At 60.2% G+C, this 23766-nt stretch carries 21 protein-coding genes; 13 read left to right on the top strand and 8 right to left on the bottom strand.

Going from position 1 to position 23766, the window contains the following annotated elements; translation table 11 throughout:
- Positions 1-355 precede the first annotated feature (355 nt).
- From D0T11_RS10235 to D0T11_RS10225, 3 genes are all read left to right on the top strand, one after another.
- Positions 356-1042: a hypothetical protein gene (locus D0T11_RS10235; protein WP_119655696.1), complete on the top strand. Its 687-nt coding sequence runs from the start codon at positions 356-358 to the stop codon at positions 1040-1042.
- A gap of 568 nt (positions 1043-1610) precedes the next feature.
- Positions 1611-3110, top strand: coding sequence for an alpha/beta hydrolase family protein (locus tag D0T11_RS10230; RefSeq protein ID WP_119655695.1), 1500 nt, complete (start codon positions 1611-1613; stop codon positions 3108-3110).
- Positions 3111-3301: 191 nt separating this feature from the next.
- Positions 3302-4015 (top strand): copper resistance protein NlpE, encoded by a 714-nt coding sequence (locus D0T11_RS10225; protein WP_119655694.1) that lies wholly within the window; start codon positions 3302-3304, stop codon positions 4013-4015.
- A gap of 95 nt (positions 4016-4110) precedes the next feature.
- Here D0T11_RS10225 and D0T11_RS10220 read toward each other — a convergent pair whose 3' ends face one another.
- Positions 4111-5412 carry an MFS transporter gene (locus D0T11_RS10220; RefSeq protein ID WP_119655693.1) on the bottom strand — a complete coding sequence of 434 codons (1302 nt, stop codon included), beginning with the start codon at positions 5410-5412 and terminating at the stop codon, positions 4111-4113.
- A 231-nt stretch (positions 5413-5643) separates the two neighbouring features.
- Between D0T11_RS10220 and D0T11_RS10215 the strand changes: the two genes are divergently transcribed.
- The 4 genes from D0T11_RS10215 (at position 5644) to nth (ending at position 8130) form a co-directional block, all read left to right on the top strand.
- The gene (locus D0T11_RS10215; RefSeq protein ID WP_119655692.1) at positions 5644-6213 is read left to right on the top strand and encodes a DUF6799 domain-containing protein; all 570 of its coding nucleotides are present in this window, start codon (positions 5644-5646) and stop codon (positions 6211-6213) included.
- A 279-nt stretch (positions 6214-6492) separates the two neighbouring features.
- A complete protein-coding gene (locus tag D0T11_RS10210; RefSeq protein ID WP_119655691.1) occupies positions 6493-7128 on the top strand; it encodes an RNA polymerase sigma factor in 636 nt (211 codons plus the stop codon).
- A complete protein-coding gene (locus D0T11_RS10205) occupies positions 7106-7297 on the top strand; it encodes a hypothetical protein (RefSeq protein WP_245990730.1) in 192 nt (63 codons plus the stop codon). The genes D0T11_RS10210 and D0T11_RS10205 overlap by 23 nt, the downstream gene beginning before the upstream one ends.
- A gap of 116 nt (positions 7298-7413) precedes the next feature.
- On the top strand, positions 7414-8130 hold the full coding sequence (gene nth, locus D0T11_RS10200; RefSeq protein WP_119655689.1) for an endonuclease III: 717 nt from the start codon (positions 7414-7416) through the stop codon (positions 8128-8130).
- Between the two features lie 30 nt (positions 8131-8160).
- On the opposite strand, the gene D0T11_RS10195 is transcribed toward nth, so the two are convergent.
- Both D0T11_RS10195 and gldB read right to left on the bottom strand, forming a co-directional pair.
- Complete coding sequence (locus D0T11_RS10195) at positions 8161-9387, bottom strand: glycosyltransferase family 4 protein (RefSeq protein WP_119655688.1); 1227 nt, start codon at positions 9385-9387, stop codon at positions 8161-8163.
- Between the two features lie 108 nt (positions 9388-9495).
- Complete coding sequence (gene gldB, locus D0T11_RS10190) at positions 9496-10500, bottom strand: gliding motility lipoprotein GldB (RefSeq protein ID WP_147374605.1); 1005 nt, start codon at positions 10498-10500, stop codon at positions 9496-9498.
- A 110-nt stretch (positions 10501-10610) separates the two neighbouring features.
- Here gldB and D0T11_RS10185 point away from each other — a divergent pair, with 110 nt between their 5' ends.
- A complete protein-coding gene (locus D0T11_RS10185; protein WP_119655686.1) occupies positions 10611-11285 on the top strand; it encodes a porin family protein in 675 nt (224 codons plus the stop codon).
- Between the two features lie 96 nt (positions 11286-11381).
- Here D0T11_RS10185 and D0T11_RS10180 read toward each other — a convergent pair whose 3' ends face one another.
- The 3 genes from D0T11_RS10180 to D0T11_RS10170 form a co-directional block, all read right to left on the bottom strand.
- Complete coding sequence (locus tag D0T11_RS10180) at positions 11382-12989, bottom strand: Rne/Rng family ribonuclease (RefSeq protein ID WP_182888331.1); 1608 nt, start codon at positions 12987-12989, stop codon at positions 11382-11384.
- Between the two features lie 412 nt (positions 12990-13401).
- Positions 13402-14319, bottom strand: coding sequence for a tetratricopeptide repeat protein (locus D0T11_RS10175; RefSeq protein ID WP_245990727.1), 918 nt, complete (start codon positions 14317-14319; stop codon positions 13402-13404).
- 88 nt (positions 14320-14407) lie between these two features.
- Positions 14408-14710: an HU family DNA-binding protein gene (locus tag D0T11_RS10170; RefSeq protein WP_044000827.1), complete on the bottom strand. Its 303-nt coding sequence runs from the start codon at positions 14708-14710 to the stop codon at positions 14408-14410.
- Between the two features lie 197 nt (positions 14711-14907).
- Here D0T11_RS10170 and mutY point away from each other — a divergent pair, with 197 nt between their 5' ends.
- From mutY to recG, 4 genes are all read left to right on the top strand, one after another.
- Positions 14908-16008, top strand: a complete 1101-nt coding sequence (gene mutY, locus D0T11_RS10165; RefSeq protein WP_119655685.1) for an A/G-specific adenine glycosylase — start codon at positions 14908-14910, stop codon at positions 16006-16008.
- A gap of 96 nt (positions 16009-16104) precedes the next feature.
- Entirely contained in the window at positions 16105-16539 is a 435-nt protein-coding gene (locus tag D0T11_RS10160; RefSeq protein ID WP_119655684.1) for a single-stranded DNA-binding protein, read from the top strand.
- Positions 16540-16771: 232 nt separating this feature from the next.
- Positions 16772-17371 carry a gliding motility lipoprotein GldD gene (gene gldD / locus D0T11_RS10155; RefSeq protein ID WP_119655683.1) on the top strand — a complete coding sequence of 200 codons (600 nt, stop codon included), beginning with the start codon at positions 16772-16774 and terminating at the stop codon, positions 17369-17371.
- Between the two features lie 120 nt (positions 17372-17491).
- Positions 17492-19588, top strand: coding sequence for an ATP-dependent DNA helicase RecG (gene recG, locus D0T11_RS10150; RefSeq protein ID WP_119655682.1), 2097 nt, complete (start codon positions 17492-17494; stop codon positions 19586-19588).
- A 432-nt stretch (positions 19589-20020) separates the two neighbouring features.
- Here the strand turns inward: recG and D0T11_RS10145 are convergent, their stop codons facing one another.
- On the bottom strand, positions 20021-20257 hold the full coding sequence (locus D0T11_RS10145; protein WP_147374604.1) for a hypothetical protein: 237 nt from the start codon (positions 20255-20257) through the stop codon (positions 20021-20023).
- Positions 20258-20661: 404 nt separating this feature from the next.
- On the opposite strand from D0T11_RS10145, the gene D0T11_RS10140 reads away from it, so the two are divergent.
- Positions 20662-22113 carry a hypothetical protein gene (locus tag D0T11_RS10140; protein ID WP_147374603.1) on the top strand — a complete coding sequence of 484 codons (1452 nt, stop codon included), beginning with the start codon at positions 20662-20664 and terminating at the stop codon, positions 22111-22113.
- 150 nt (positions 22114-22263) lie between these two features.
- Here D0T11_RS10140 and D0T11_RS10135 read toward each other — a convergent pair whose 3' ends face one another.
- Positions 22264-23688, bottom strand: a complete 1425-nt coding sequence (locus tag D0T11_RS10135; protein WP_119655679.1) for a Glu/Leu/Phe/Val family dehydrogenase — start codon at positions 23686-23688, stop codon at positions 22264-22266.
- Positions 23689-23766: the final 78 nt, after the last annotated feature.

The following is a 23766-nucleotide window of genomic DNA, read 5'->3' as shown; positions in this document are numbered from 1 at the left end:
TGCCCGCCCCCGCCGCCACCCGCGCCGCCGCGCCCGAAGTCCCGCCCACCACCCCCGCAGCCCTGACAACAGCTGTTGAAAGACCTTCGGTTGCCGTGCAAAGCCTTTCGGAGGCGGTGCAAACCCCTTCGGGTACGGTGACTGGCGCTTTGGGGGCCGGGGCCGGAACGTTGGGGGCGGTGGGACGCGCTGGGGCGGGGCTTGGCGGCAGTTCGGGGGCGGTGGCGGGGGCTTCGGGGGCGAGGGCCGGCGGACGGGCGATGGTGGTTGCGCAGAGGATGGCTATTTAGTAGCTTACCGGCCGCCGGGGTCGCGCTGGCCCCGGACTACTTTATCCCCCTTACCCCCTATTCCTATGCTTGACAAAGCCCCGATTGCCGAGTACCCTTCTACCCAGGCCGCGCTCTGGCAGCGGAGCCTGGACCTGCAACCCGCCCTCGACCGCGACGCGGTGCAACTGGCGGCCCGGGGGGTTACGGCGGCCCGGATTCAGAAATTCAAGGACGATACTGCGGAGTTTGGGGAGCTGGACCCCGACACGGTCCTGCAACAGGAAGGCGCTACCGTGACAGCCGAGAAAGAAGCCGTGCGAACCGCCCTGGAAACGGCCATGCAGCAGGTCCTGGGGATTATCGGCTCCCAGGACCCGCCCCGCACGGCCCGCTACAAGCGGTTTGGAGCGGCCAACGTGGAGAACCTCTCCGACCCCAAGCTGCACCTGGCCGCCACCATGCTGGTGAAGCAGGGCCGCAAGTACCAGCCCGAGTACGCGGGCGTGGGCCTCACCGAAGAAATGCTGACCCTGGTGGAAACCCAGAACGCGGCCTTCGTAGATAGCCTGACCGACCGCAAGGAGGCCGAAAGCACCCGCAGCGGGGCCACGCGGGCGCGTGTTCTGTTTGCCAACGGCCTCTACCGGCAGCTGGCGCAGCTCTGCGCCACCGGCGAAGCCTACTGGCAGCTCACCGACGCCAGCAAAGCGGCCGATTACATCATCAACCCCACCCTCAGGGTGCAACCCATTCCGGCCCCGGCCAGCTAGTCCGGCCCCGCCCCCCCTGTTCGGAACCCTGGCCCGACCGCTACCTGCGGCCGGGCCTCTTTTTCTGGCCCCGGCAGCGGCGGGTGGGGGCCAACTATAGCGACTAAGTTGCCCGGAGGCCGCAGAGCGGTTTTCGGTTGGTAGGCTCGCCGGCCCCCCGGGCGGGGCTTGGCGGGGGCCTGCCGCCGGCTGGGTGGATAGTGGGGCACCCGGTTATAGTGCTAAAAAGCACCCCGGCCAGCAGAAGGCGAATCGGGAGTAGGAAGGCGGCTATTCTCCTACATAGCCGCCCCCTGAACCGGGCCGGGTTTAAACGTTGGAGCCGATGCCCGGAGGGTACAGCCGGCACCAGCTGCCCGGGGACACGTTGCTCCTAACATAGCCCGAATTCAATACACATTGGCCCCGTTTACGACGGGACCCGGAGTTTTTTTTGGCGGTTTCACTGTCATACAGCAACTTCTGCAACACTGGATGAAACTTAAGGTGGCAAGAGTGCGTCCATTTTAATAATTTCAATTCCATCCTTCATCAAAGGCGGTAAAATACCCTTGTTGACTTTCACTTTATGAAGAAACTCTTACTCGCTCTAGTTCTCGTTCTGGGGGTTTTCGGCTGGCTGCCCGCCGTTGCGGTGGCGGCCGGCAGCGGCCCCGTCCTCAACGGCCAGTGGTCGGGGCCGCTCAAGGTGCCCGGCGGTCAGCTCACCCTCATCATCACGGTAGTTCCCCTCTCGAATGGCACCTACTACGCGGCCCTCGATGCGCCCCAGCAGCGCATCAGCCGGATGCCCGCCGAGGTGCAGGCGAAGGGTGCCGACATCACCATCAGTATCGAGCAGGCCGGCAGCCGCTTCGTGGGAAAGATCAAGAACGGGGGTACCGTGTTCCAGGGTACCTGGACGCAGCCCGGCCTCTCGGCCCCGCTCACGCTCACGCGCGTGGAAGCCCCCAAAACCGACGTGGCCCGCAAGCCCCGCCTTACCCCACCCTACCGCGAAGAGGACGTGATGTTCACCAACCACGAGGCCGATATCCGCCTGGCGGGCACGCTCACTACACCCGCCGGGCCGGGCCCCTTCCCGGCCGTGGTGCTGCTCTCCGACAGCGGCCCCCACAACCGCGACGTGGACCAGCAGGATTACCGCATGTTCGGCTCGCTGGCCGACCACCTCACCCGCCGGGGTATTGCCGTGCTGCGCTTCGACGACCGGGGCGTGGGCAAGTCGCAGGGCAACAACCTGGCCGCCACCACCGCCGACCTGGTGGGCGATGCCCAGGCCGCCATGGTGTTTCTGCGGGCTCGTGCGCTCATCGACCAGCGCTACATTGGGCTGCTGGGCCACGGCGAAGGGGCCAATGTGGCCCTGCTGGCGGCCGCCCAGCGCGAGCCGGCCACGCCGGCCTTCGTGGTGTCGCTGGCCGGCTACGGCGTGCCGGGCCGCGACGTGATTCAGCGCCAGCAGCTGGAAATTATGCGCCTGATCGGGTCGAACCCAGCCCAGGTGAAGGCCGCCTTGGATATGAACCGGGAAATGATCCGCATCATCCGCCAGACGCCCAACGATAACCAGGCCCGGGGCAAGGTGGCCGCCACGCTGCGCTTCAACAGCACCGATATGGATCCGCACATGGCCCGGGCCCGGGCCGTGCAGCTGACCTCGCCCTGGTCGCGCTACTTCCTCGACTTTGACCCGATCCGTGCCCTGCCCGAGGTGAAGTGCCCGGTGCTGCTGCTCAGTGGCTCCAACGACCTGCAAGTGGATGCGCACCAGAATATGCCCCCCCTCAAAAAAGGGCTGAAGAATGCCAAAGTCAACGCTACGCGGCTGGCCGGCGTCAATCACTGGTTCCAGCCCGAAATGAAGGACTGGCCGCTGGTGGATGGGGAACAGCAGCCCACGTTCTCGCCCAAAACGCTGGAGGTGGTGCGGGAATGGATTTTTACGAACACGGAACGCCCCCAGCCGCTGCCCACCACCGGGGGCTCGCAGGCGGTCGAAGCCCAACCCAAACCCTCCGGCAAATCCCTTAAAAAATCGGTACAGTCAACCCAAGCCAGCCGCTGAGCTGGCAGAGGCAGCCGTTGCCGGCCGCGCCACCCCATGGGTGGCGCGGCTTTTTTGTGGTGGCTATTGCCGGCCGGGCAGCCGGTTTTCCGCCTGCGGGGAGGTGGCCGACAGCTCGGCCGTAGGAACCGGTAGCGCGGACCTGCGTAGCAGGAGCAATTGTATTGCTTCTTCCGCTAACCAGCTCGTGTATGCCTCGTCTTCTGTTGCCCGTTGCTTCCCTGCTACTGCTGCTGACCGCCTGCCAGGGCCGCGAACAGCCCTACGGTACCGGCCCCGAAAACGCGGCCGCCGACCACGACACCGGGGCCGCCACCCGCGCCCTGGCCGGCGTGTACGCCGATACGATACCCTGCACCGACTGCCAGGGCATTGCCACCCGCCTCACGCTGAAGCCCGATAGCCTTTACGAGTTGCAGGAATATTACCTGGGCCGTGCCAACCCTGCCAGTTCCCAGCGCGGCCCGTGGCGGGTGCGGGGCCAGGTGCTCACGCTGGCTCCCAGCGGCAATGCCCCCGGCCGCAGCTACCAGGTGGCCCCCAACCAAACCCTGCAACTACTCGATGCCACCGGTCAGCCCATGCCCGCCGGCGACCGGGGCTATACCCTGCGCTACCGGTCTGATGGGAACCTGAATGCACCGGGTACCCGCCGCGAGTTCACGGGCCTCTATTCGGGGGCGGCCTTCACGGAGTGCGGGACCGATACGCGGTACACGCTGGCCACGGGCAGCCTGGATGCCGAGCTGGCCCGCCAGTACGCCGCTATCCGGCGCCAGGACGGCCAACCCGTATTCCTGCGCGTGTCGGCCACGGTTCAGCCGGCAGCCGGCACGGCCGCACCCGCCCTGCTGGTCGACAATATCCTGGAAATAAAGCCCGATCCACTTTGCCCCCAGCAGTAAGGACTTGCGAGCTGGTGAGGTGGTAAGTTGATGTTCAGTTGGCCGTGTTTGCGCAAGCGGCGCAGTCAGGCCTCTCGAACATCAACTTCCCCTTTTCACCTTGCGCCCTCCGGCGTCTCCGGCGTCTCCGGCGTCATGTCCAGGCGGCGCAGCTTACCGGCGCGCAGGGCCGTGAGGGCTACGACCACCAGCGTCATCGTTCCGCCGAAGACGACGGAGGGCACCACGCCCAGCAGCCGGGCCAGAGTGCCCGATTCAAAGGAGCCGATTTCGTTGGAGGAACCAATGAAGATGTTGTTCACGGCCGACACCCGTCCCTTCATGTGCTCGGGCGTGAAGGTGTGCAGCAGCGTGGAGCGCACGATAACCGATACGGAATCGAAGACGCCCGTCAGGAACAGCAGGAAGAGCGACAGCCAGAAGTTGGTGGACAGGGCGAAGAAAATGGTGGCCACTCCGAACCCGGCCACGGCCCACAGCAGCTTGCGGCCGGCGTGGCGGCGTAGCGGGAAATAGGTGAGCGACACGGCCATCAACACGGAGCCGACGGCCGGGGCGGCCTCCAGGTGGCCGAACCCGGTAGCCCCGACTTTCAGAATATCCGCCGCGAAAATGGGCAGCAGTGCTACCGCTCCCCCAAACAGCACCGCGAACAGGTCCAGCGAAAGGGCCGCCAGAATCAGCTGGTTGCTCCAGATAAAGCGGATTCCGCTCAGCACGCTGGTTTTCAGGTCGGGCCGTTCCCCTTCCATTGCGGGTAGAGGCCGGGAGGCAATGCGCGCGAACTGCACCAACGCCAGCCCCAGCAGCACCGCCGCTACGCTGTAGGCGTTAGCCACGCCTAAATGCGCAATCAGATACCCGCCGATGGCCGGCCCCAACACTGAAGCAGCCTGCCAGGTGGTACTGTTCCAGGTGATGGCGTTGGCCAGGTTTTGGCGGTCGGGCAGCAGTTGGGGCATAAACGAAAACGTGGCCGGCCCCAGAAACCCGCGGGCAATGCCACTGCCGAATATCACCGCGTAGAGCGGCAGCGTGGCCAGGGCGTTTCGGGTGAGCAGCCGCAGCCCCGCCGGGGTGGCCAGCAGCGCCAACGCCACCGCGCACACCAGCAAGCTGGCTACCGTGGCCATGATGATGTTCTTGCGCTTCACCGAATCGGCCAGGTGGCCGGCGTAGAGCGATACGCCAATGCTGGGTACCGCCTCCGCCAGCCCGATCAGGCCCAGGGCCAGCGGGTCGTTGGTCAGCTCAAAAATCTGCCAGCCGATAACCAGCCCCTGGATGCGGGTGGCCAGGGTCAGGCAGATCCGGGCGGAGATATAGCGGCGGAAATCCGGAATTCGCAGCGCGGCGTAGGGGTCGTGCCGGGCAGATTCGGCGGCGGGTACTGACATAGGGCAACGGGCCGGAAAACCAACGGCCGCGCAAAGGTAGGGCCGCCCCGGTTGGCCGCCTACTGCCGCGCCAACCCGGCAGCTACTTTCCCGCGTATAGCATTTTACCCGCGCAAGTGGTTGGCAGAAACTGTATACTTGAGTCCGTCGGCAGCAGATTGCGAACCAGTTACGCCCCGGCAGGCGGCGGGCTCGTTGGGGTTGTCGGCTCCTCCTAACCTTCCAGTTCCTATGGCTCAGCTCTCCGATTTCCCCCGCTGCCTCCTGCTGGCGGCCGCTTTGCTCATCACCGCCCCCACGGTTCTGGCCCAGACCAGCCCTGGGCCGGCAGCCATCCAGCTCAAGGATGGGGCCTTCCGCCGCGAAGGCAAAGTCTACCGGCTGCAAGCCGGCCAGCAGTTTCCCCTCACAGTGCCGCTCCGCTTCGACAACGGGCTTACGTTGCGGCCGGATGGCATTATGGTGCACAAGAGTGGCAGCCGCCAGTTGCTGGAAAACGGGAAGGCCATCAACCTGCAGGGCGACGTGGTCATCTATCAGGATGATATGATGACGCCCGCCGCCATTGAGCAGCACGATGAACAGGTAACCGGCGGCAGCACCGTGGTTATGCAAGCCCCCACGGCCGCAAACCTGGCAGCTCTGGTGCCGCTGCTCGAAAGCACCGCCCAACGCCTGGAGCTGCTCCAGCAACTCAGTGCCCTGCTCAGCGAGCGGGCCGGAGCCCTGGCCGACGGCGCTTCTCCACCCCAGGAGCTCAACACCCAGATTACCCGGCTCAGTGAGCAACTCCGCCCTTAACGCACGGCTGCCTGCGCTTACGGAGCCCCCACTGCCCTTACCCGCCCCAGTAAGCGGGTAGCGCGCTCCTGGCTGCCAGCCATTGGCTACCCGGACTACAGGGCTTTATCCTCCTAAAAAATTTTGGCATTTTTAAGAGATGTCCGTTGTGAATGGACAGGCGGTTCTCTACATTTGGTTTCCGTGAGTTCTTCATCTCTGCTTCACGATTTCCAGCTCTCATCGGTAACTGCACTCTATGGCATAAAGCTCTACGTTCCCTAATTTTTCGTAGTCTTTATGAAAACCATGCAGCCGAGCGATTCCGCGCTCATCTCGCTCTATATTGCCGGCCAGGAAAACGCCTTCGCTCAACTGCTTGAGCGGCACAAATCCCGCGTATTTACGACTATCCAACTAATCGTCCGCGACGCGCACGTGGCTGATGACCTGTTGCAGGATACCTTCATCAAGGCGATCCACACGCTCAAGAGCGGGCGCTATAACGAAGAAGGAAAATTTTCCTCCTGGATCTGCCGCATTGCCCATAATATGGCCATCGACTGCTTTCGGAAAGAGAAACGTAATCCTTTGATGACCGTTGATACAACAACCCACCCCTTCACTTCGTTGTCAGTGGCAGAAGAGGTAGTCGATGACGTATTTACGCTGGAGAAATCCCACGTGCGGCTTCGGGAACTGATTCAGGAATTACCCGCCAAGCAAAAGCAAGTCCTGATCATGCGCCATTATGGCGACATGAACTTTCAGGAAATTGCCGATGCCACGGGGGTCAGTATTAACACGGCGCTGGGGCGGATGCGTTACGCGCTAATTAACCTGCGGAAGAAAATGACCGCGCAACCCGTTTTCTATGATCAAAATCTTTACCCAGGAGACACTGCTTCGGTATGTGTACAACGAATTGCCAGCTAAGGAGCAGCAGGAGGTAGAACAGGCGCTGCTCCACGACGCCGACCTGGCGGCTTCCTGCGCCGACCTGCTGCTGGCCCAACGTGCCCTCGACGGTTTGCGCCGCACGCCCAGCGCAAAATCCACCGAGGCGATTCTGCATTATTCCCGCTCCTTTCTGCGCAAGGAATAACGCTGACTAGCTGACAAACGCCGCGCCGCGAAGTGCCCCAGGTGGTACCTTCGCGGCGCGGCATTTTTGCGGCCGGCACCCGGCGGCCCTTCCTTCCTTGTCTTGTTCTCTGCACGATGCGTACAACTGAGCGGTTTCGTCTGTTTATTGACTACTTCACTACCAATTTCCCCGAGCCGGAAACGGAGCTTACCTACGCCAACCCCTACGAGCTGCTGGTGGCCGTGGTGCTCAGCGCCCAATGCACCGATAAGCGCGTGAACATGGTGATGCCCGCCTTGCTCCAGCAGTTCCCAACCCCGGCCCACCTGGCGGCCGCTTCGGCGGAAGATATCTTCCCGTTTATCCGCAGCATTTCCTACCCCAACAACAAGGCCAAGCACCTGGCCGGGCTGGGCAGGATGCTGGTGCAGGATTTCGGAGGGGAAGTACCCAGCACCATTGAGGAGTTGCAACGCCTGCCGGGCGTGGGTCGCAAGACGGCCAACGTGGTAGTATCCGTCATTTACAACCAGCCCGCCATGGCCGTGGATACCCACGTTTTCCGGGTGTCGCACCGGCTGGGCCTGGTGCCAAAAACGGCTACTACGCCGCTGGCCGTGGAAAAGGGATTAGTGCGCCATATTCCGGAGGAGTTGATTCCGAAGGCCCACCATTGGCTGATTCTGCACGGCCGCTATATTTGCCTGGCCCGGCAGCCCAAGTGCGCTTCGTGCCCGCTCACTGGCTGGTGTAAGTACTACGCGGCGGTAGTAAAGGACGCTGCACCGGCTCCTAAAAAAGCCAAAATGGCCGTTAGCGCCTCGAAATCAAGCACCGACAGCACAACTTAGTATATAAGTAGTTATAAGAAGTCTATAGCATCATCTTCCTCCCTGTGCGGCTTGCTCCAGTATCTGCTGCATGGTCGCTCCTATGCGTTGCCGGTCGAACTGCGCCTGCGCCACCTGCTGGCCCCGTTGCCCGGCCAGATGGAGCTGTTCGGGCTGGGCCAGTAGTTCGCTTAGGCGTTGGGCCAGCGCTGGCGCATTACCCGCCGGGGAGTACCAGCCGCAGCCGTGGCGCTCCACCAGTTCCCGGGTCCAGCCGGAGTTGGTTACCACCACCGGCGTGCCCACGGCCAGGCTGTCGTAGAATTTGGCCGGCGAGTTGGCGTCGAGCACCGGCAGCCCCAGAAATGGCACCACCGCTACATCGGCCAGCCGAAACCAGGTGAAGACCGCGTGGCGGGGCTGGGCCGCCACCACCCGGATGTAAGAGTGCCGCCGGGCTGCGGCCGCCACCTGTTCGGCGTAGAAGCCGTGCCCCATAAACAGCCATACTACTTCCGGATGCGTGGCCGCCAGCAAATCGGCCGCCGCCAGCAGCAATGGAATGTCGTTGGCCCGCCCGAAGGTGCCGGCATACAGCACCACGCGCTTACCCGTCAGCCCCTGCTCCCGTCGCAGCGCGGTCACGGTTTGCGCAGTAGCCCGCGCCGCCAGGTCGAAATCGGTGCCGTTGAGGGTGGTATGCACTTTCTCCGGGGCGAAGGGCCAGCGCCGGCCCTGCCCTATCTGCCGCACATGCTCGGTCATGTCGGGTGAGAGGGTCATAATGGCCCGCGCCTGCTGGTAAAGCCGGCCTTCGAGTCGATAGAGCTCCTGCCGGGCCAGCCGGCTGGGCACCGCGCCCATGGCCACCGGAAATGCCGGCCACAGGTCCTGCACCTCGAACACCCAAGGTACCCGCCGCCACCTGGCTACCTGCGCGGCGGCCCAGGCGGCCGTTAGCGGCGTGCTAATGCCCCAGATAACGTCGGGGGTATCGATGCGCAACCCCTCCCGCAGCGCATACGCTGCGTACTGCCCGAACGACAGCGCCCGGCGGGCCACGCCCATCTGGTTCTCATACGCAATGTCAGCGGCCCGTAGGTCCACGCCGGCCGGCACCCAGGCAAACTCCCGCGTCAGGCGCTGCGGCTCCCAGGTGCGGGTACTGATGAGCGTCACCCGGTGCACGGCGGCTAGCTGCGTCAGCAACGAGTAGTGCCGGCTCGTTGCCGGACAGTCGGGGTTGGTGTGGTACTGGCTGAAGACGGCAATGTGCATCCATTCTTTCCTTAAAAATTAAGAATCAAGAATTGTCCTGACGGAGCAGTTCTGCCCTTACTTCCTAACCGGTGGCCAATCGGGTCTTTCGCTGCAATTCTTAATTCTTTACCCTTTTCCCCGATTTACCTTCGGGCGGTAGCGGGAACCGTTAAGGATACTCTGGCCATCTTTTTCGGCCATGAGCTGCTTCAGAGTCACATCCGGGTGCTCGGCCATGTACTTGCGCACAATCTGCCACCCCACCCAGGCACCTACCCTACCAGGGCAGGTTTTGTCGATTTCCGGGATGTTGGGCCGCTCCCCGATATATTTCTGAATGGTGAACGAAGCGGTGTTGTAGAGCAGGTTCTTCTCGATGAAGTGGGCCCAGATTTTCCCCTCGTTGAAGTATACCCCGGCCATTTCCTTATCAGTATAGCCCATGAGCAGGGAATCGGCGGTGCAGGGCAGTAGTTTCTCGGCAAAGTAAAGTGCCTTGCCGAACTGCACCATCTCGCTGAGCATGGTCTGGTTGGTGAGCTGCTTCTGGTTATACTTGCTGCTGATAGCCAGCGCCACGGTAGGCAGCAGGTGCTCCCGGGTATAGCGGCGCAGAATATAGGCCGGTACATTGGGCTGGTACACGGCCTGGGGTCCTACGAAATAATCCGTACTGACAACCAGCAGACTGTCGTTGACAAACAAATCCTGACTCAGGCCGCTCACAAACGTTTTCACGGGCGGCACCTCAAACTCGGGAAAATAGTAGCGCAGGTGCTGGAACAGCGGGTGCAGCTGCTGCTCCAGGCCGGCCGCCGTAAAGGTCGTATCGGCCTGGGCTCCGAGTTTTTGCAGCCCGGCGTTGGTGGCCAGGCGTACCAGCGTAGTACGCAGCACCCCGGCCGGGTACTGGCTGCTTTGCAGAAACTGCCGCGCGAACAGACCGTGCTCCCGCAGGAATTGGTCGGCGTCGGCGGTAGTGCGGATTTGGAAGAAGGGTTTCTCCAGGCGCTCCAGCCGCACCGGAGCTTTCACCTTGGCCACGGCCGGGTTCAGCTCGCAGGTTTCGGGGCTTTTGGAACAGGCCAACAGCCCCAGGGTGGCGGCGGCGGCCACCAACAGGGTACGCAAACGGGCAGGAATATGCATCTCGCTTCTATCTTTACACAACAAAATTAGCTAAATCCCCACGGCCCACGGCCGGGCTTCGTGTTTACTCTCACCATAAATCTTCAGCTGCCATGAAAAACGCTCTGCTAGTTCTCCTTTTCAGCGGTGCCACCCTCGGGGCAGCATCGGCCCAGGTCGAAATCGGCCTGAAAATTTCGCCCTCCGTTACCAACCTGCGAGCAGCTACTCCCAGCGGCGACGACTTGAAAGCGGAAAACTCCAAGCTCAGCCTGGGCGGCGGCATTATTGTCGATTACTTCTTCGGCCAGAACTACGCCTTCAGCACCGGCCTGGAGCTGGTCGGCCGGGGTGGCAACGTGAGCTACTTCGACCAGCGTAACCAGAAGCGCTACGAGCAGAAAATCAGCCTCCAGTACCTACAGGTGCCCCTCACGGTGAAACTGTTCACCAACGACGTCGCCACCGACACGAAGGTATACTTTCAGCTGGGCGGGGCACTGGGCGGCACCATCGCGGGCCGCATCAACGGCGACAAATACTACAACGACCCCCTCCCTCCCTCCGCCCGTACCAAAGCCATCAAGCACGTTATCGTGCCCGACGTCAACCTGCGGCTCGGCACCGGCATCGAGTACCAGCTGGGCCAGAGCACCAAAATGGTGGCCGGCGTGAGCTACCACCGGGGCCTGCTCAACGTCGACAAGTATTTTGCAGATACCCGTGGCATCAAGGACGCGGAACTCAAAAACAGCGAGTTTGCGCTGGATTTAGGGATTAAGTTCTAGCAGTTCCTCGAAGCTCAACCACGAAAAAGCCCGCGTTGCATACAGCAGCGCGGGCTTTTCTTCTATCAGGGGGAGTTTTCTCGCAGAAAAAATCCGTCAGTCAAGTATTTCTATTTCCCGGTCCTGCAACCGGCTCATGGCCGCGGCGGCCGAGTGCAGCTCGATTTCCTCGCCGTGCTCGTCCTCAATGCGGTATTCGGTGAGGCCCAGACTGGTGTCCTTCATCACCTTCACCCACTTGTAATACTTCAGGTACCACTTCATCTGGCGGCTTACCAACCCTTTGGTATAGTAAGCGTGCAGGAAAGGATGCACCGAAAGCGTAATGCCCGACTGGTTTTGGGCTACCAGCAGGTCGTCAATGCTGTTGTCGATTTCGTCCGTCACGAGGATGGAAGCCGAAATCTTGCCCGTACCGCCGCAGGTGGGGCACACCTCGCCGGTTACAATGGCTTCGGCCGGCCGCACGCGCTGCCGGGTAATCTGAAGCAGGCCAAACTTGGTGATGGGCAGAATCGTGTACCGCGCCTTATCATGTTTCATGATGCTGTGCACGGCGTCTTCCACCTTCTTGCGGCTCTCGCCCGATTTCATATCAATGAAATCGACAACGATGATGCCGCCCATGTCGCGCAGCCGGAGCTGGCGGGCTACTTCCTTGGCAGCCGAGAGGTTCACGTGCAGGGCCGTGGCCTCCTGGTCGCCTTCCTGGTTGCTCTTGTTGCCCGAGTTCACGTCGACAACGTGCAGGGCTTCGGTGTGCTCGATGACGAGGTAGCCCCCGCCGGGCACCGTTACGGCCTTGCCAAACAGCGTTTTTAGCTGCTTTTCAATGCCGTAGTGCTCGAACACTTTCACCTTGCCGGTGTGCAGCTTCAGCAGGCCGAGCTTGTCGGGCGCAATCTGCTGGAGGTAGCTGCGCATCTCCTCGTACATGGCCGGCGAGTCCACGGTAATGGCATCGAACGACTCGTTGAGCATGTCGCGCAACATGGAGGACGTGCGGCCCAGCTCGCCCAGAATCTTGTCGTTGGGCTTGCCCGCCTTCAAGTTCAGGAACAGCGTGTTCCACTTTTCCACCATGTTCTGCATATCCCGGTCGAGCTCAGCCACCTCGCGCCCTTCAGCTACGGTGCGGATAATCACGCCAAAATTCTCGGGCTTGATGGAGGCGATGAGCCGCTTGAGACGGTCCCGCTCCGTGCGGCTGACAATTTTCTTGGATACGCTGATGGTGTTCGAAAACGGCACCAGCACCAGGTAACGGCCGGCCATCGAAATATCGGTGGACAGGCGCGGGCCTTTGGTGGAAATCGGCTCCTTCACAATCTGCACCAGCAGCTGCTGGCTCTTCTTGAGGGTGGCGTCGATCTTGCCGACTTTGTCGAGCGTCCCGTCAAACTGGAAAGTTTTCAGGGGGCCGACGGTTATTTTCTGCGATTGAACGCCTCTGCCCCACTTCACAAGGGAGGGAAAATTCTCCCCCAGGTCGCCGTAGTGCAAAAAGGCGTCTTTTTGATACCCGATGTCGATGAACGCGGCGTTCAGACCGGGCATAACTTTCTTGACCGTGCCCAGGAAGATGTCACCAACCGAGTAGGCGGTGTCGTTGCGGTCGAAATGATATTCGATGAGCCGCTTGTCCTGTAGCAGGGCAATCCGTTCTCCGTCCTGAGTAGAATTAATGATTAATTCGTTACTCAATGGATTAAGCGGTTAAGATAGACTCCCGGCAAGTGTGACGCCAGCAACACAGAACCCCCGAAACCCGCAAAGGGAAGCCAGCGCACGTAGCGCCGGCTTCCCTTCCAAGCCACGGGGAAAGCATGTTTCTGACCACTCTCAGAGAACCTAAGTGAGAGATAGACGACTGCCGTTTCCCGCAGGAAAAGCGCCGCCAGCAAACCCCGTTGGGGCTTACTTCTTCTTGTGACGATTCTTGCGCAGACGCTTCTTCCGCTTATGGGTGGCAATCTTATGACGCTTTCTTTTTTTACCGCAAGGCATGTGGATGTGGGTTAAGTGGTTGAATGTTTTCTTGTTTAGTTGTCAGTTTTTAGTTGTCAGTTGTCAGTTGTCAGGTCTGACAATTAACAACTGACAACTAAAAACTCATCTACTGGAGTTTTTTTAGCTCTTCGTCCACCGAGGCGGCCAGGGCCGGATCGGAGCTGATGCTCTTGGCTTTGAGAAAGGCTTTGCGGGCCTCCTGCTTCGCGCCGGTTTTGGCTAACGAAACGCCAAGATAGAACTGTCCGTTGAGGTTTTCGGCATTAACCTCCGTCAGTTGCCGGAAACGGTCGGCGGCTTTGTCGTACTGCCCGCTCTGAATCGCCAGTAAACCAAGGTTATACAGGGCTTTTTCGTTGCGGGGGTCGGCGGCCAGTACTTCGCGCAGCAGCGTGATGCCCTGCACCGGATCGGTGCTGGCCATGTACGCCATGCCGAGATTGGTTTTGGCGTCGAGGTTGTCGGGATTGTTCTTCAACACTTTTCCGTACAGTTCCTGACACTTGGCCCCCAGCAGCTTCTGGCGGTCCTCGGTGGTGGCAAAGCTGAAAGCCTCGTAGTACTCGTCGGCGGCGCGCTTCCACGTTTGTTCACCCGGGCGCACCCGGGCAATCTGCTCCAGGTAATACCCGGCGCTGTCGAAACGTTCCACTGCCTTGTACTTCTCGGCCAGCTGCTGAGCTAGCCGGAGCTTGGCCGTCTGGTCGGTTTCGGCGCTGAACTTAGCCGCCAACGAGCTGATTTCCCGGCGCTGGGCCGGGGGCAACGTCATGTGGGGCTGTTCGGCAGTAGCGCCCTGCTCGTGGCTGCCGGCCGGGTGGCCGTGCTCATCCAGCTCACCCACATTGGGTGCGGCGGCCCCCTGGTCGCGGTTGGCCGTCCGGGCAGCATCCTGGGCCAGCGTTCCTTTCCCTTGCTTAGGCTTCACAATCACCTTCGGCAACAAAAACAAACCGGCTACCAGCGCAAGCGCCAGAGCCAGAATCAGGAGTTGATGCTTGGAAGGGGAGGAGGCAACAGCCATCGGCAGGGAGGAAAAAAGACCGGCCGCCGGGGTTTCCAGAGTGGAATTCCCGGCGGCTCAGCCGGCAATAGTACGACGAAGTGAGGGCTTAGGCAGCCAGTTCTTTGATCTTTTTGCTGTTTTTGATTTTGCCGATGAAGGTTTTCGACGGCTTGAAGCTCGGGATGAAGTGCTCGTCGATAATGATCGACGTGTTCTTTGAGATGTTACGGGCTACTTTTTTCGCGCGTTTCTTGTTGACGAACGAGCCAAAACCGCGCACGTAAATGTTGTTACCGTCGGCCATCGAGTCTTTTACGACTTTGAAAAATGCCTCTACGGTCGCCGAAACATCGGCTTTCTCGATGCCGGTCTTGTCGGCAATTTCGGCAATTACTTCTGCTTTAGTCACGCTGGTAGGTGTACTGGGGAGTGAAAAAAATGTGGTTGGCACCGGGTGCCACCCCCAAAACGTAAGCACTTGCCCGGTAAGAGTTTGCCTACGTTTTGAGGGGCACAAAGGTAGCCCGCTTTTTTGGGAATACAAACCGTTTACCTGCAATCCGCGTTTCCGTCCCGATTGATTCCAACTAATTCTTTCTCAAAGCATTGACCACTCGCCTAACTTCCTCTCCCCCATCTGTTTCCCGGCCCTGGTTCGCGGCCGCCTTGCGGGCCTGGTACCCGCACCACCACCGCGACCTGCCCTGGCGCCACACCCGCGACCCGTATCTGATCTGGCTTTCGGAGGTGATTTTGCAGCAGACCCGCGTGAAACAGGGCCTCCCCTATTATCAGAACTTCAGCTCCACCTACCCCAGCGTGCAGGCGCTGGCTGCCGCCGCCCCGGATGAGGTGCTGCGCCACTGGCAGGGCTTGGGCTACTATTCCCGGGCCCGCAACATGCACCACACCGCCCAGCAGGTGGTAGCGGAGTACGGTGGCCGGTTTCCGGGCTCTTATCAGGAGCTGCTCAAGCTGCGCGGTGTGGGCCAGTATACGGCGGCGGCCATTGCGTCCTTCGCCTACGATGAGCCGGTGGCCGTACTCGACGGCAACGTGTTCCGGGTGCTGGCCCGGATATTTGGCCTGAGCCAGGATATTGCCGTGCCCGCCAGCCGCAAAGTGTTCCAGCAGCTGGCCGATGAGTTGATTCCGGCCGACGCCCCCGCCGAGTTCAACCAGGCCATCATGGAATTCGGGGCCCTTCAGTGTACCCCTGCCAAACCCGACTGCCTGTTCTGTCCCATGCAGGCCCAGTGCTTCGCCTTCCAGCATGGCATGGTGCAGGAGTTACCGGTAAAGAGCAAGGCCAAGGCCGCCCGCACCCGCTACTTTCATTACCTGGTACTACGCCACGCCGATACGGTGTACCTGCGCAAGCGCGGCCCGAAAGACATCTGGGAAGGTCTTTACGACTTCGCCCTGCACGAAACCGATTCGGCCGACTTAGCGGCCCCGGCCTTGCTGGCCGTGGTAGACGAGCTGGGTGGCCGCTTGGCTACCAACCGGGCTGAAGAACCCGTAACCGCCCTCCGCCACGTGCTGAGCCACCAGAAGGTGGAGGCGCGCTTTCACACAGTATGGCTGGCGGAACCACTGCCGGTTGCGCCCCAGGAAACCGGGTTGCAGCCGTACGGAAGCCAGGAAATCGATGACTTGCCAAAGTCAATTCTAATTACCAATTACATTAGCAATTCAGGAATTTAACCACCTAATAATTTTGGCAATCCAACTATTAATCATTATCTTTATTCACTTGATTTATCATTTTTCTCTTCCCCAACTCCTTCACTAACAAACACTATGGCAAGCGTCAACAAAGTTATTCTGATCGGTCATCTGGGCAAGGACCCGGAGGTACGACACCTGGAAGGTGGCAACTCGGTGGCCAACTTCACGATGGCCACCAACGAATATTTCAAGGATAAGCAGGGCACCCGCGTGGAGCGCACTGAATGGCACAACATTTCCGCCTGGCGCGGCCTGGCCGAGCTGGCCGAAAAATACCTGCGCAAAGGCCAGCAGGTATACGTAGAGGGCCGCATCCGCACCCGCCAGTACCAGGACAAGGAAAACCAGACGCGTTACATCACCGAAATTGTGGCCGACGAAATATCCCTGCTTGGACAGCGGCCCGGAGCGGCCCCGACCACCCCGGCCACGGCCGATGCCTCCGCTGTGGCCGAGGCACCCGTTACTTTCCGCCAGGAACCCGAGCTGGATCAACTACCCTTCTAACATTTCCGGCAGGTTTGCTGACGCACAAAGCCCCGGTTTCGCCGGGGCTTTGTGCGTCAGCAAACCTGCTGMCGCAGGCCGACCGCTGCATAGCCCGCTTTGGCCGGGGCACTCGTGCGCCGGTTGGCCGCTGCGCCAGTAGGCAATCCGCTTATCGTTAAGCAGACTTTCCCTTACGTAAGCCACGCGGCTTTCCTGGTTACCTTTACTGCTTCACTCGTCCCGCTTACGCATGGTCGCTTTCTGTTTCTCTGGACTCCGATGCCCGGCCCTTCTGCTGGGCCTGCTGGTTGCCGGCTGTACATCTGCCCCCGATTTCACCCCCAAACCCAGGGGATACAACCGTATCGATTTGCCGCCCCACGCCTACCAGCAGCTCGCTCCGGGCCACCCTTACACCTTCGAGTATTCCCGCGGGGCCAGAATCCTGCGCGACTCCTCCTACCTGGCCCAGCCCCACTGGATCAACGTGTATTATCCGCAGCTCAAGGCCAACGTGCAGCTCACCTATGCCGATTTGCGGCAGGATCCGCAACGCTATACCCGGCTGCTGGAAGACGCGCGCAAACTTACCAGCAAGCACGAAATCAAGGCTTCGGCTATTGATGAGCAGGTCCTGAAAACGCCCAATGGCATGCGCGTAGCCGTGTTTGAGCTCCAGGGTGAAGTACCCAGCCAGTTCCAGTTCTACACCACCGACAGCACCCGCCACTTCTTCCGGGGGGCTTTGTATTTCCGCACCGCCACCGCCAACGACTCTCTGGCTCCCGTTATCGAGTACGTGAAGCAGGACGTATTGCATCTGTTGAACACGCTGCGCTACACCAAGTAAGCTATTAGCTAATGGCTGATAGCTGTTCGCTGTTAGCTTTCCGTGCGGAATCAAACGCCTTACCTAATCCTAAAAAGCTAGCAGCTAATAGCTAATAGCTATCAGCTAACAGCTCCGACAATGAGTTTTTTTCAGACCAAAATAGAGCACCTGCGGGGCGTGGGGCTGCAACGGGCCCAGCTGCTGCAGAAAGAGCTGGGCCTGTTCACCTACGGCGACCTGATCCAGCGCTACCCCTTCCGCTACCTCGACCGCACGCAGTTCTACAACGTCGTGGACTTGCACGACGATTTGCCCTACGTGCAGGTGAAGGGCGTGCTGCGGGGCCGCGAGGTGATTGGCGAGGGCCATAAGAAACGCATGGTAGCTAAAGTGGCCGACGAGAGCGGGGAGCTGGAGCTGGTCTGGTTCAAGGGTGTGAACTACCTGGAGAAAATCATCAAGAACCACCAGGAGTACATCGTGTTCGGCAAGCCCACGATGTTCAACGGCCGGCCCCAGATGGCCCACCCCGAAATGGAGGAAGTAACCGAGCAGAAGCCCGGCCAGAGCTTCCTGCAACCGGTGTACAACACGTCCGAGAAACTCAAGAACTACCACCGCGTGGATAGCAAGGCCATTGCCCGGATGGTGGCCGACTTGCTGAAACTAGCCCTGCCCCACGTGCAGGAAACCCTTTCGCCAGCCCTGATTGAGCAGTACGCCCTGATGGGCAAGGCCTCGGCGCTCCAGCAGATTCACTTCCCGCAGACGCCCGACCTGCTCCAGACGGCCCGCTTCCGGCTCAAGTTCGAGGAGCTATTTTATATTCAGCTCAAGCTGCTGCGCCAGCGCGACCAGCGCAAGGTGAGCCTGGCCGGCCAGATTTTCAAGGAGGTGCCCACGCTGGTCCACTTCTACAAAAACGTACTACCCTTCGACCTCACCGGGGCCCAGAAACGGGTTATTCACGACATCTACAAGGATTTTTGCGCCGGCCAGCAGATGAACCGGCTGCTCCAGGGCGACGTGGGCTCGGGCAAAACCATCGTGGCCTTCATCGCCATGCTGATGGCGGCCGATAACGGCGCCCAGAGCTGCCTGATGGCGCCTACCGAAATCCTGGCCAACCAGCATTACTCCGGCCTCAAGGAATTTGCCGACCTGCTGGGGCTGAAAATCGGGTTGCTGACGGGCTCTACCCGCCCGGCCGCCCGCCGGGTGCTGCATGAGCAGCTGCGCTCGGGCGAAATGCACATCCTCACGGGCACCCACGCGCTGCTCGAAGACGTGGTGCAGTTCAAGAACCTGGGCCTCACCATCATGGACGAGCAGCACCGCTTCGGGGTGGCCCAGCGCTCCAAACTCTGGCAGAAAAACCCCCACGTGATACCTCACGTGCTGGTGATGACGGCCACGCCCATCCCGCGCACGCTGGCTATGACCTTGTATGGCGACCTCGACGTATCGGTGATTGACGAGCTGCCGGCCGGCCGCAAGCCCATCGTCACGGTCCACCGCTTCGACTCGAACCGACTGAAGGTATTCCAGTTTCTGCGCGACCAGGTAAAGCTCGGCCGGCAGGTGTACATCGTGTACCCGCTGATTGAGGAAAGCGAGGCCATGGCCGACTACAAGGACCTGATGGACGGCTACGAGAGTATTGCCCGCGCCTTCCCCGAGTTCCAGATCAGCATCGTGCACGGGCGCATGACGGCCGGCGAGAAGGACGCCGAAATGCAGCGCTTCGTGCAAAACCAAACCCAGATTATGGTGGCTACCACCGTAATCGAGGTGGGCGTAAACGTGCCCAACGCCTCGGTAATGGTGATTGAGAGCACCGAGCGGTTCGGCCTCTCGCAGCTGCACCAGCTGCGGGGTCGCGTGGGCCGGGGCGCCGACCAGAGCTACTGCATTCTGATGAGTGGCTACAAGCTCAGCAAGGACTCGCGCACCCGCATCGAAACGATGGTGCGCACCAACAACGGCTTCGAAATCGCCGACATCGACCTGAAACTACGCGGCCCCGGCGACCTGATGGGCACCCAGCAAAGCGGCGTGCTCGACCTGCTGATTGCCGATCTGGCCAAGGACGGCCGCATTCTGAGCGAGAGCCGGGCTGCGGCCCAGGCCCTGTTGGAAGCCGACCCCAACCTGGCCCTGCCAGCCAACCAAGCCATCCGCCACCACATCGAGAGCCTGCCCGCCACGGCCGTTAACTGGAGCCGCATCAGCTAGCCTCCTGCCTGGCACCATTGCAACTGGTCGGGTGCTGTACGCATCCCCCTTTCCGCACCCGACAAAACCGGCAGCACCATCGAAATGGGGCGTGTATTCTTTCAGAACAGGACTTGGGCTACAGCCCGAAGCTCCGGCTGCGCATATTACTGCTGATCATTCGTCTATTTCGTTCTGATATAGCGCGATACAGGGGTTTCACGCTGTATTTCTCATATCCTATCCTGCAGAAAACGACTTCACCAGCTCTTGAATCGGATAGCAGGCCAATAGCTTTGTTTGAGCCGGGGGTGCGCGGCTCCGGTATTCGCCCGTCAGCAGCTACTATCGTCAGACGGCTCGTTACCTGAACCAATTACTTGCATCTGTTTGGCTTTTGCTGCGGAAGCAAACATAAAAAAAGCGGCTTCCGAAGAGCCGCTTACCGTTGCGTTACTGGAGCGAATTGACTGGCATCGGAGCCGCTAGCTGCCAGAACCGCGAGCCACCACCCGGCTTCAGCACCGACTCGGGGGCCGGGCGTTCGCGCAGCAGGGAGGCGTTGCGAACCGGAGCATTGAGAACCGGAACGTCCACTTTGGTAATTGTTGCTGGTCCGGCAGATTGCTGGTTCAGCTTGCCCACCGCTACCAGCGAAATCATGAGTGTAAACTGGAGTAAGGATTTCATAATACGCTACTGGTTTTGAAGAGTCCGATGCGTTAACAAAGATCAGACCAATGACTTATTTTCTTTAAAGGAACGAGCCTGTCAATGATGCGAGAAACCCATTCACGAGCTAAGGACCCTAAAATCAAGCTCTTTTCTTTGATATTCAGATAGTGGAAATACAGATTTCATGCTATCTGGTTGACTTCAGTCACTTAAAAAACAGTGTACTGCGCTGGTCGGGGAAACGAATTCGTCGCATCCAGGTTACGTTCGGGCAGGAATAAAGCAGGGCTAAGTCTACTTTTTTGCCCTCTGGCTACGACCGATTTGGCGCATGTACGCAGTCCGTCTAAAGTTGGATACCTTTGAAGAGTACAGTTTTTTGGCTTCGGTCATTTTTCTTCCTTAAACCGACTTTGCTCGTGCGTTTTTCTCTTTTGTTTGCCACTGGTTTTTCCGTCGCGGCGCTGTTGCTGGCTCCGGCCTCAGCTTCGGCACAGCGGGTAAAATCTGCCGCCTTTAGCTACCTGCCCGAAACGTCCCAGGATCGGTACAACCAGCGCGTGGCGCATAAAACCTTACCCCTGCCTGCGGGGGGCTTCGTTATTCTGGCGCATAAAGCTGCCAACGAATATGCCGTAGAGCGCTACGATCAGGACCTCAAGCAGGTCTGGAGCACTTCCCTGCCGCTGGCCGCCGGGGAGGTAGTGGAGGGCTTCATGCGCAGCAACGGCCAGGCTACCGTCGTGGTACACCAGAAAACCGACGCAGCCCAGCAGTTGAATGCGTATGCCATCAGCCTGACCAATGGGCAGAAAAGCCCGGCCAAAAAGCTGCTTTCCGCCAGTGCGCGCGACCGACGCCCCGGGGCCGCCTTTTCGCCCGATGGCAGTCGGCTGATTGTTTGGAATTATACCCTCCAGAGCAACCAGATCAAGGCAATCAATGCCACCATTTACGACGAAAAGCTGCTCAAGCTCAAAGACCGCACCTACGATTTCCACGATCAGGGCGGCTTCTTCTCCGTGACGGTTCACGTGGGCAACGATGGCTCTCAGTTCGTGACCCTGGCCGGCGACGAGATGAAAAAGCTCACCGTTCGTCGCTACCGCAACGATTCGCCCGAGGTGAAGGTCATGTCGGTTTCGGTAGGTGGCACATTCAGCGGCAAAGTGGTCAACATCTTCGACTCGCGTTTTGAGCTGCAACCCGATAATACGCTCTATGCCGCCGCCATCTGCAACGAGCGGCAAACGGGTCTTTATCACAGCCTGAAGGTGGTCAAGTTTGACTTCTCGGGTGAGGGCGACATGAAGTTTGCGCCCGCAACTGAATTTACTCCCCAATATCTGGCCGATGCTAACGCTGCCAACGGTGCGGCGGCCAAGCGTCTGGAAGACATCTACCTGACCGACCTGCTGCTCACGGCCGATAAGCAGCTGGTAGTGGTGGCGGAGAAGAAGTACGAAGAGGGCGGCGAGGACTCGCCCGGGCACACCCAGGAACTTCACCTGTTCGGCTACAACGAGTTCCTGACCCCCAGCTGGCACAGCATTATGGCCAAAAATCAGGTGGCTCCGGCCTCGGAAGGCTACAGCAGCATCGGCTACCAGGCAGCCGTGTTCGGGGCGGATATACAGTTTCTGACCTGGGAGAAGCTTAAAGGCAAATCTGACCTCTACCTGCGCCGCCTGAACGTGCCAACGGGCGTGGTAAGCGAGCCGAAAGGCCTGGGCCTGAACGTAGCCGCTGACCAGAACCTGGCCTATGTTAAGGATTTCACAGCCTGGATCGACTCCAAAACCATCATCGGCGTGAGCCGCCCCAGCAAGAAATCGGCAGCTCTGATGCTCAACAAGATAGTCCTCAAATAAGGATCACGTACAGGATCATGGATTAGCACGGATTTTAGCGGATTGCACGGATTTTGTAGTCGAACCTTTAGCATAAAAGATAAGCGCCCCTTCCCGACAAATGTGGGAAGGGGCGCTTTTCGCTAACAGCTAACAGCTAACAGCTAACCTTTACGGGAAGATGCCGAGCGACTGGTAGCTGACGCCGATTTTCTCGATGGCGCTGTAGAAGGCAGCCGTGCGCAGGTCGGTGATACCGGGCACGTCGTGCATCACTTTACGGATGGACTGGTAGGCCGTAATCATCGTGTCTTCGAGGCCTGAGTGCACGAGGTCGATTTCGTCGGCGCCGTGGATGATGGACTGGCGCTCCGCGTCCGTTACGGTGCGGCCGGTGGTGCGCTCAATGGTGGCCACCAGGCGGCGCATGGCGCCTTCCTCGGCCCGCTTGCCCATGCGGCCGAAGCGCACGTTCGACAGGTTTTTCAGCCACTCGAAGTACGATACCGTTACGCCACCGGCGTTCAGGTACAGGTCGGGCAGGATGACGATGCCGCGCTCCAGCAGGATTTTCTCGGCTCCCTGGGTGGTGGGGCCGTTGGCGCCCTCGGCCACAACTTTGGCCTTCACTCTCGGCGCGTTTTCCTCAGTAATCTGGTTTTCGAGGGCGGCTGGTAGCAGCACGTCGCACTCGTATTCGAGCAGATCGAGCGACTCCTCAATGTCTTTGGCGCCTTTGAAACCCAGGATGGAGCTGGTGCTCTGGCGGTGCTGGAAAACAGCCTCCACATCGAGGCCCTCTTCGCTGTAGATGCCGCCTTCGCGCTCGGCAATACCGATGATGAGGGCGCCCGCTTCCTGGCAGAACTTAGCCGCGTAGTAGCCCACGTTGCCCAGGCCCTGCACGATGATGCGCTTACCAGCCATGCCTTCGCTCAGGCCCATTTTCTTCAGCAGCGGCTCATCCGCCATCAGTTCGCGCAGGCCGTAGAACACGCCCAGGCCGGTGGCTTCGGTCCGGCCCCGGATGCCGCCCTGGCCCACGGGCTTGCCCGTTACGCAGCCCAGCGCGTTGGTGTCGCCGTACTTGAAGGTCATGTAGGTATCGGCAATCCAGGCCATTTCGCGGCTGCCGGTGCCGTAGTCGGGCGCGGGCACATCCATGCCGGGGCCGATCAGGTTTTTCTTGACCAGCTCGCTGGCGTAGCGGCGCGTTACGCGCTCCAGCACGTGCTCGGGCGTGGTGCGGGGGTTGATTTTGACGCCGCCCTTAGCCCCGCCGAACGGCACATCGACGAGGGCGCACTTGAAGGTCATAAGGGTGGCCAGGGCCATTACCTCGTCCTCATCCACGTAAATGCTGTAGCGGATACCGCCCTTGCTGGGCAGCTTATGATGGCTGTGCTGCACCCGGATGCCCTCGAATACCTGCACGTGGCCATCCACCTCGACCGGGAAGTTGACCTTGTAAATACTGTTGCAGGCCCTAATCTGGGCCAGAATGCCGGGGTCCAGCTTCGAGAAGCTGGCCGCGTGGTCGTAGAACCGGAGCACGCTTTCGTAAAAGTCTTTGCCCTGAACCTGTTCGTTGGCCATAAGTGGGGGAATTTGGGTGGGATAGTAGAACTGCTAGCACAAACGGCGTGAGCCGCCCGGGTGTTGCCTGGCCTCCGA

Source organism: Hymenobacter rubripertinctus (assembly GCF_003583925.1).
Classification (GTDB): Bacteria; Bacteroidota; Bacteroidia; order Cytophagales; family Hymenobacteraceae; genus Hymenobacter; species Hymenobacter rubripertinctus.
The sequence above is the reverse complement of the archived record's forward strand: the minus strand, read 5'-3'. Positions and strand labels throughout refer to the sequence as shown.

What these genes read in the sequence shown, in the direction of transcription:
- D0T11_RS10235 (WP_119655696.1), top strand. Translation starts at nt 356, where the DNA reads ATGCTTGACAAAGCCCCGATTGCCGAGTACCCTTCTACCCAGGCCGCG.
- D0T11_RS10230 (WP_119655695.1), top strand. Translation starts at nt 1,611, where the DNA reads ATGAAGAAACTCTTACTCGCTCTAGTTCTCGTTCTGGGGGTTTTCGGC.
- D0T11_RS10225 (WP_119655694.1), top strand. Translation starts at nt 3,302, where the DNA reads ATGCCTCGTCTTCTGTTGCCCGTTGCTTCCCTGCTACTGCTGCTGACC.
- D0T11_RS10220 (WP_119655693.1), bottom strand. Translation starts at nt 5,412, where the DNA reads ATGTCAGTACCCGCCGCCGAATCTGCCCGGCACGACCCCTACGCCGCG.
- D0T11_RS10215 (WP_119655692.1), top strand. Translation starts at nt 5,644, where the DNA reads ATGGCTCAGCTCTCCGATTTCCCCCGCTGCCTCCTGCTGGCGGCCGCT.
- D0T11_RS10210 (WP_119655691.1), top strand. Translation starts at nt 6,493, where the DNA reads ATGAAAACCATGCAGCCGAGCGATTCCGCGCTCATCTCGCTCTATATT.
- nth (WP_119655689.1), top strand. Translation starts at nt 7,414, where the DNA reads ATGCGTACAACTGAGCGGTTTCGTCTGTTTATTGACTACTTCACTACC.
- D0T11_RS10195 (WP_119655688.1), bottom strand. Translation starts at nt 9,387, where the DNA reads ATGCACATTGCCGTCTTCAGCCAGTACCACACCAACCCCGACTGTCCG.
- D0T11_RS10185 (WP_119655686.1), top strand. Translation starts at nt 10,611, where the DNA reads ATGAAAAACGCTCTGCTAGTTCTCCTTTTCAGCGGTGCCACCCTCGGG.
- D0T11_RS10175 (WP_245990727.1), bottom strand. Translation starts at nt 14,319, where the DNA reads ATGGCTGTTGCCTCCTCCCCTTCCAAGCATCAACTCCTGATTCTGGCT.
- D0T11_RS10160 (WP_119655684.1), top strand. Translation starts at nt 16,105, where the DNA reads ATGGCAAGCGTCAACAAAGTTATTCTGATCGGTCATCTGGGCAAGGAC.
- gldD (WP_119655683.1), top strand. Translation starts at nt 16,772, where the DNA reads ATGGTCGCTTTCTGTTTCTCTGGACTCCGATGCCCGGCCCTTCTGCTG.
- recG (WP_119655682.1), top strand. Translation starts at nt 17,492, where the DNA reads ATGAGTTTTTTTCAGACCAAAATAGAGCACCTGCGGGGCGTGGGGCTG.
- D0T11_RS10145 (WP_147374604.1), bottom strand. Translation starts at nt 20,257, where the DNA reads ATGAAATCCTTACTCCAGTTTACACTCATGATTTCGCTGGTAGCGGTG.
- D0T11_RS10135 (WP_119655679.1), bottom strand. Translation starts at nt 23,688, where the DNA reads ATGGCCAACGAACAGGTTCAGGGCAAAGACTTTTACGAAAGCGTGCTC.